This window comes from Caulobacter sp. GW821-FHT09A05 (assembly GCF_059418465.1).
Genome location: NZ_JBWKPX010000057.1, coordinates 1 through 6266, shown reverse-complemented (window position 1 = coordinate 6266; position 6266 = coordinate 1). Strand labels below are relative to the sequence as shown.

Annotated in this window: 9 protein-coding genes; 8 read left to right on the top strand and 1 reads right to left on the bottom strand. The window is 69.9% G+C overall.

Annotated features, from left to right (window positions below; translation table 11 throughout):
• Positions 1-123 precede the first annotated feature (123 nt).
• Positions 124-681, bottom strand: coding sequence for a gamma-glutamylcyclotransferase (locus AC07NX_RS26110; protein ID WP_494646024.1), 558 nt, complete (start codon positions 679-681; stop codon positions 124-126).
• Positions 682-711: 30 nt separating this feature from the next.
• Between AC07NX_RS26110 and AC07NX_RS26105 the strand changes: the two genes are divergently transcribed.
• The 8 genes from AC07NX_RS26105 (at position 712) to AC07NX_RS26070 (ending at position 6134) form a co-directional block, all read left to right on the top strand.
• On the top strand, positions 712-1722 hold the full coding sequence (locus AC07NX_RS26105) for a DUF2125 domain-containing protein (RefSeq protein WP_494646022.1): 1011 nt from the start codon (positions 712-714) through the stop codon (positions 1720-1722).
• Positions 1723-1864: 142 nt separating this feature from the next.
• Entirely contained in the window at positions 1865-2665 is an 801-nt protein-coding gene (locus AC07NX_RS26100; protein ID WP_494646021.1) for a chorismate mutase, read from the top strand.
• Between the two features lie 42 nt (positions 2666-2707).
• Complete coding sequence (gene hisC, locus AC07NX_RS26095) at positions 2708-3829, top strand: histidinol-phosphate transaminase (protein WP_494646019.1); 1122 nt, start codon at positions 2708-2710, stop codon at positions 3827-3829.
• On the top strand, positions 3826-4764 hold the full coding sequence (locus AC07NX_RS26090) for a prephenate/arogenate dehydrogenase family protein (RefSeq protein ID WP_494646017.1): 939 nt from the start codon (positions 3826-3828) through the stop codon (positions 4762-4764). Before hisC ends, AC07NX_RS26090 begins: the two co-directional genes overlap by 4 nt.
• Positions 4765-4766: 2 nt before the next feature.
• Positions 4767-5165, top strand: a complete 399-nt coding sequence (locus AC07NX_RS26085) for an ExbD/TolR family protein (RefSeq protein WP_494646015.1) — start codon at positions 4767-4769, stop codon at positions 5163-5165.
• Positions 5166-5232: 67 nt separating this feature from the next.
• Complete coding sequence (locus AC07NX_RS26080; protein WP_494646013.1) at positions 5233-5526, top strand: EF-hand domain-containing protein; 294 nt, start codon at positions 5233-5235, stop codon at positions 5524-5526.
• A 79-nt stretch (positions 5527-5605) separates the two neighbouring features.
• Positions 5606-5965: a potassium channel family protein gene (locus AC07NX_RS26075; protein WP_494646011.1), complete on the top strand. Its 360-nt coding sequence runs from the start codon at positions 5606-5608 to the stop codon at positions 5963-5965.
• Between the two features lie 13 nt (positions 5966-5978).
• Entirely contained in the window at positions 5979-6134 is a 156-nt protein-coding gene (locus tag AC07NX_RS26070; RefSeq protein WP_494646009.1) for an RtcB family protein, read from the top strand.
• The last annotated feature ends 132 nt before the right edge of the window (positions 6135-6266 follow it).

Below are 6266 nucleotides of genomic sequence, written 5' to 3'. Positions count from 1 at the left end.
CCACCATCGACTTGACCGACCCCAAACCTGTCAGTCATGTCCCCGAACAGGTGTCCGCCATGTCCCCGAACTGAACACTTGTGCCCAGGATGACGGTGTTTTGAAAAGATTCGTCGAGGGAACTCAGGCCGCTTCCCGCGCTTCGACCATCTTCAGCAGGGTCTCCATGGCGTGGTCGCGCACGCCGTCCTCGCGCAGGTGCATCACCAGGTCGCGCAGATAGTCGATGTTGCGGCCCGACAGGCCCTGGGCGCCGGCGATCAGCTCGGCCTGCTGGTCCAGGGACAGCGCCCCCGCCCACTGGCCGTGCTTCATGTCCGACAGGAACACCAGCGACTTCACCTTCCCGTTCCCGTCGATCTTCAGCTCGGACCAGGCCTCGAAATAGGTCTCGGTCGGCTGCTCGCGTTCGCGCAGATAGGCGTAGACCTCGGGCCATTGCGCGCCGGCCACCCGGTAGGCGACGCCGCGCACCGCGCCGCCGGGGGCCAGGCCCAGCACGAGGCCGGGCCGCTCGTAGGTGCCCCGATGGTGGACCGAATAGATGCAGAAGGCCCGGCGACGCCCATGGAGCACGGCCGTTCTTCGCTCTATGAACGGGAACCCGGGCCGCCACATCAGCGATCCATATCCGAACACCCAGCGGTCTTCGCCGACCGCCGCCCTGTCTACACCGCTCATCTACCGTTCCCGACCGGAGCCGCCCATTCCATGACCCATAACGCCGCCGCCCCGTCCCGCAAGCCCCGGCGTCGCGGTCTGCTGGCGCCTTTCGTCATTCTGGCCATCGTCGCCGTCGGCTGGAGCATCGGCTGGCTGTGGTTGCGCGGCCAGGCCGAACAGCGGATGGACGCCACCGCCCTGTCGCTGAAGTCGCGCGGCTACGACCTGTCGTGGGAGGCCCGCAGCTTCAGCGGCTACCCGTTCCGCATGGACGTCAGGCTGGTCAACGCCCGGGTCGCCGAGCCGTCGGGCTGGGCGCTGCGAGCGCCGGAACTGAACGGCGAGGCCAACGCCTACGACATCGGCCACTGGGTGATCGTCGCGCCGCGCGGCGTGATCATGACCCGGCCGATCAATGGCGACGTGGAGATCACCGGCCAGGCCCTGCGCGCCAGCTTCGCCGGCTTCAAGCAGTATCCGCCGCGCATCTCGGTCGAGGGCGCGAACCTGGTCTTCACGCCCGTGGCCGGCGCCGCGCCGTTCCCGCTGCTGTCGGCGGCGGGTCTGCAGCTGCACGTGCGCCCAGGCCCCGACGACCAGGGCGCGATCTTCTTCGAGGCCAAGGGGGCCAAGGCCCGCTTCACCGGCCTGATGGGCCGCATCGCCGCGGACCGGACCGCCGACCTGATCTGGGATTCCAAGATCAGCAAGATCAGCGCCCTGCACGGCGCCAGCTGGTCCGACGCGGTCGGCGACTGGTCCGACGCCGGCGGGACCCTGACCGTGCAGCGGGGCCGACTGAACGCCGGCGAAGCGCTGCTGGAGGCCAAGTCGGGCGCCCTGACCGTCGACGACGACGGCCGCCTGCGCGGCGCGCTGGACGTCACGGTCCGCGAGGTTCCTTCGACCGGCCAGGCGCTGAAGAGCCCGGAAGCCGCCGCCGCGGCGGTGGCCCAGGCCCTGGGCCGCGACCCCACCCTGTCGGCCACCCTGAAGTTCGACAACGGCCGCACGCGCCTGGGCCTGTTCGACACGGGGCCGGCGCCGCGGGTCTATTGATTTTCATGCCCGCTCATCCCGGCGAATGCCGGGATGAGCGGAGTTGGAGCAATCCACCGCGCAACTTTCTTCCCGACATCGCGCCCTATTGCGCCTCCGGCGGCAAAGTCTATGGTCCGGCCTCCAATTTCGGGGATAAATCATGGGTAGCGACGCGGGCGATGCGACGCCTTCGCTGGACGAGGTCCGATGGCGTATCGACGCCATCGACGGTGAGCTCCTGGCCCTGCTGGACGAGCGGGCCGGCCTGGCGCGCGCGGTGGCGGCGGCCAAGCAGGCGGCCGGCGACACCGGTTTCGGCCTGCGTCCGGGCCGCGAGGCCCTGATCATCCGCAAGCTGGTCGAGGCCCCCCGCAAGGCCGCCAGCGACGCCCTGGTCATCCGCCTCTGGCGCGAGCTGATGGCCGACAGCCTGGCGCGCCAGGGCCCCTATCACCTGACCGTCTGGGGCGGCGCCAACCCGGCCCGCGCGGTCGAGCTGGCCCGCCTGCGCTTCGGCGTCGCCCCGCCGATGAAGGTGGTCGCCAGCGACAAGGACGCCCTGGCCGCCGCCAAGACCCCATGGGGCGTCGGCGTCCTGGGCCTGGTCCCCGACAACGCCTGGTGGGGCCGGCTGCTGGCCGAGCCGCGCCTGAAGATCTTCGCCGCCCTGCCCTGCCTGGAACGCTGGGGCCCGCAGGCGGCCTTCGCGGTGGCCGAGGTCGAGGTCGAGCCGACCGGTGGCGACCAGACCTTCTGGGTCACCGACAGCTCCAAGGGCGCGGCCGCCATCATCGAGGCCCTGTCGGCCGACGGCGTGGCCGCCGACCTGGTCGCCGAGGCCGGCGGGCTGAAGCTGTTTTCGCTGCCAGGCTTCTACCAGGCCGGCGACGAGCGCCTGGCCCGCGCGCCGGGGTCCCTTACGGGCGTCATCGGGGCTGCGCCCACCCAGTTCGACGTGTAAGAAGGCCGCCTCTTCGCTGCCGAGTTCCAGGTTCCCCAGACCATGACCGCCCCGACCACCGACCGCTTCGCCGCGCCGCGCCCCACGCCCAAGCCGGGCATCCTCGACATCGCCGCCTATGTGGGCGGCAAGTCGAAGATCGAGGGCGTCGCCCATCCGGTGAAGCTGTCGAGCAACGAGAACATCCTGGGCAGCAGCGACAAGGCCAAGGCCGCCTATCGCGACGCGGTCGATCGGATGCACCTGTATCCGGACGGCAAGGGCGCGGCCCTGCGCGCCGCCATCGCCGCCCACTACCGTCTGGAGGTCGAGCGCGTCACCCTGGGCGACGGCAGCGACGAGATCTTCGCCCTGCTGAACCAGGTCTATCTCGAGCCCGGCGACAACATCGTCCAGGGCGAGCACGGCTTCGCCGCCTATGCGATCGGCGCCCGCGCCTGCCAGGGCGAGGTCCGCTTCGCCAAGGAGCCCGGCCAGCGCGTCGCGGTCGACGAGATCGTCAAGTGCGTGGACGAGCGCACCCGGCTGGTGTTCATCGCCAACCCCGCCAACCCCACCGGCACCTGGCTGACCGGGGAGGAGATCCGCGCCCTGCACGCGGCCCTGCCGCCGTCGGTGGTGCTGGTGCTGGACGGGGCCTATGCCGAGTTCTGCACCGACCCGCGCTTCGAGGACGGGCTGGACCTGGCCCGGACGGCCGAGAACGTGATCGTCACCCGCACCTTCTCCAAGCTGCACGGCCTGGCCGCGCTGCGCGTGGGCTGGGCCTATGGCCCGGCGGGGATCATCGAGCCGCTGGAGCGCATCCGCCCGCCGTTCAACACCTCGATCCCGGCCCAGGACGCGGCCATCGCCGCCCTGGCCGACCTGGAGTTCCAGCAGCGCTCGGTCGCCCTGGTCGAGCGGTGGCGGCCCTGGCTGGCCCAGCAGATCGGCGGACTGGGCCTGGAGGTCACCCCCTCGGCGGCCAACTTCGTGCTGGTCAACTTCCCGACCACGCCCGGCAGGACCGCGCTGGAGGCCGAGGCGTTCCTGGCCTCGAAGGGCTATCTGGTCCGCGCCGTGGGCAACTACGGCCTGCCCAACGCCATCCGCGTCACCGTGGGCCTGGAAGAGCACAACCGGGCCGTGGTCGAGGCGCTGCGCGAGTTCCTGGCCCGATGAGCCATCCCGGTATCCTGTACCCCAAGATGACCGTGATCGGCTGCGGCCTGATCGGCGGCTCGATCATCCGCGCGGCCCGCGAGCACGGCGTGGTCGGTCAGGTCACCGTCGCCGACGCCAGTGAAGCCCACCGCGCCCGCGTGAGCGAACTGGGCCTGGCCGAGCACGTGACCGGCGACATCGGCGAGGCCGTCAGGGACGCCGACCTGGTGGTCATCGCCACGCCGGTGCTGTCGACGCCCGAGGTGGCCGCCGCCCTGGCCCCGCATCTGAAGCCCGGCGCCACCCTGACCGACGTCGGCTCGACCAAGGCCAATGTGGTCGAGGCGTTCCGGGCCCTGGACCTGTCCAAGGTCTTCGTCATCCCCGGCCACCCGATCGCCGGCACCGAGCAGTCGGGCCCCGACGCCGGCTTCGCCGAGCTGTTCGAGAACCGCTGGACCATCCTGACCCCGGCCGAAAGCGACGACGAGGCCTATGCCGCCGCCGTCGCCAAGCTTTCAGCCTTCTGGCGGACCTTCGGCGCCCAGGTCGAGCTGATGGACGAAAAGCACCACGACCTGGTGCTGGCCGTGGTCAGCCACCTGCCCCACCTGATCGCCTACACCATCGTCGGCAGCGCGGCGGACCTGGAGAACGTCACCGAGAGCGAGGTGATCAAGTTCTCGGCCTCGGGCTTCCGCGACTTCACCCGCATCGCCGCCAGCGATCCGACCATGTGGCGCGACATCTTCGTGGCCAACAAGGACGCGGTGCTGGAGATGCTGGGCCGGTTCACCGAGGACCTTCAGGCCATGAGCCGCGCCATCCGCTGGGGCGACGCCGACACCCTGCACGCCCACTTCACCCGCACCCGCGCCATCCGCCGCGGCATCGTCGCCGCCGGCCAGGAAAGCGCCGAGCCGAACTTCGGCCGCGACCGCGGGAAGCACTAGGCGTGAGCTGGAAGCGCGCTCTGGGCTTGGCTTTGGCGTCGCTCGCCCTGGCGCTGGTGGTCTGGGGGTTGTTCCTGCTCCCGATGGCCACGGTGTCGATCAAGGTCGACCTGCCGCCGGCCAAGACGCCGACGGCCGAGACGGCTATCAAGCCCGTGGACGTCATGATCAAGGCCGACGGCTCGCTCCGAGTCGATGGCTCGCCCTCCAGCCCGGAAACCTTGGTGCGGGACGTTTCGGACAGGGCCTCCTCGCCCGACAAGAGCCGGCAAAGGATCATGATCCACGCGGAGACGGCGGTGACCTACGCAACGTTCTCCGCCGTACTGAAGAGCCTGCGTGACGCCGGTTGGTCGAAGATCGGCTGGGTCGATGACGCGAAAGCCGCGCCGCGCCGCTGATTGCCCCAATGCAGCCGCAACAGGTCGCGCTAATGATCGCCTAGGGACGCACCGCCAAGGACACCCCATGCGCCGCAAGATCACCGCCCTCGCCCTGGCCACGCTGGCCGCCTTCACCGCCGGTTCCGCCCTGGCCCGGGCGCCGTCGCCCGAAAAGATCCTCAAGGCCTGGGACAAGAACGGCGACGGCGGGATCGACAAGGACGAGTGGATCGCCGCAGGCCGCAAGGAGGCCCGCTTCGCCAAGGCCGACACCGACGGCGACGGCAAGATCTCGCTCGACGAGTTGAAGGCCGGCATGGCGCGCATGAAGACGCGCCCCGCGGCGACGAGCGACCAGGCCCCGCCTGCGGATCACTAAGCGGACGACCAGGGATTGAGTTGACGCTGGACCAATTCCCGAAGTCTTGGCTAAGGTCGGCCTCTCTTGGGAGGGGTCCATGCTCAAATACGTCGACAGCATCAAGGAACTGCTGGCGCTCTACGCGGTGCTGCTGGTGGCCGGGGCCGGGGCCTACGCCGTCTTCGAGCACAAGCCGTTCTTCGATTCGCTCTGGTGGGCCTGCGTCACCGCCACGACCGTCGGCTATGGCGACATGTATCCCACCTCGCCCGGCGGAAGGGTCGTCGCCGTGGTGCTGATGCACGTGACCCTGCTGTTCATCCTGCCGCTGCTGATCGGCAACATCTGCTCGCGCTGCATCAAGGACCACAACGAGTTCAGCCACGCCGAACAGGAGGAGCTGAAGGCGGCGCTGCGCCGGCTGGAGCAGAGGCTCGAGGTGGCGGAACGGGCCTAGGGTCGCCGACCACGTGGCCGCCACGGCCGGCGTCGAGTGCCGCAAGGACGCCGAGGTGATCGACGAAACGCCGATGGCCTACAAGGACATCGACGCCGTCATGGTCGCCCAGAGCGACCTGGTGGACATCGTCCACACGCTGCGCCAGGTCGTTTGCGTGAAGGGCTAGGGTCCGTCTTCAATTGCGTGTCGGTGATACCCAAGCGAAATCAGCGCTCTAATTGGTTGTCATCCCGGCCTCGGGTCGCGCAAGCGGCCCGCCTGACGGCGGGCGGGCGTAGCGCTTGTCCGGGACCCAGGG

Excerpts from the sequence above, each read along its gene's own strand:
- AC07NX_RS26110 (WP_494646024.1), bottom strand. The coding sequence starts at position 681 with ATGAGCGGTGTAGACAGGGCGGCGGTCGGCGAAGACCGCTGGGTGTTC.
- AC07NX_RS26090 (WP_494646017.1), top strand. The coding sequence starts at position 3,826 with ATGAGCCATCCCGGTATCCTGTACCCCAAGATGACCGTGATCGGCTGC.
- hisC (WP_494646019.1), top strand. The coding sequence starts at position 2,708 with ATGACCGCCCCGACCACCGACCGCTTCGCCGCGCCGCGCCCCACGCCC.
- AC07NX_RS26100 (WP_494646021.1), top strand. The coding sequence starts at position 1,865 with ATGGGTAGCGACGCGGGCGATGCGACGCCTTCGCTGGACGAGGTCCGA.
- AC07NX_RS26080 (WP_494646013.1), top strand. The coding sequence starts at position 5,233 with ATGCGCCGCAAGATCACCGCCCTCGCCCTGGCCACGCTGGCCGCCTTC.
- AC07NX_RS26105 (WP_494646022.1), top strand. The coding sequence starts at position 712 with ATGACCCATAACGCCGCCGCCCCGTCCCGCAAGCCCCGGCGTCGCGGT.
- AC07NX_RS26075 (WP_494646011.1), top strand. The coding sequence starts at position 5,606 with ATGCTCAAATACGTCGACAGCATCAAGGAACTGCTGGCGCTCTACGCG.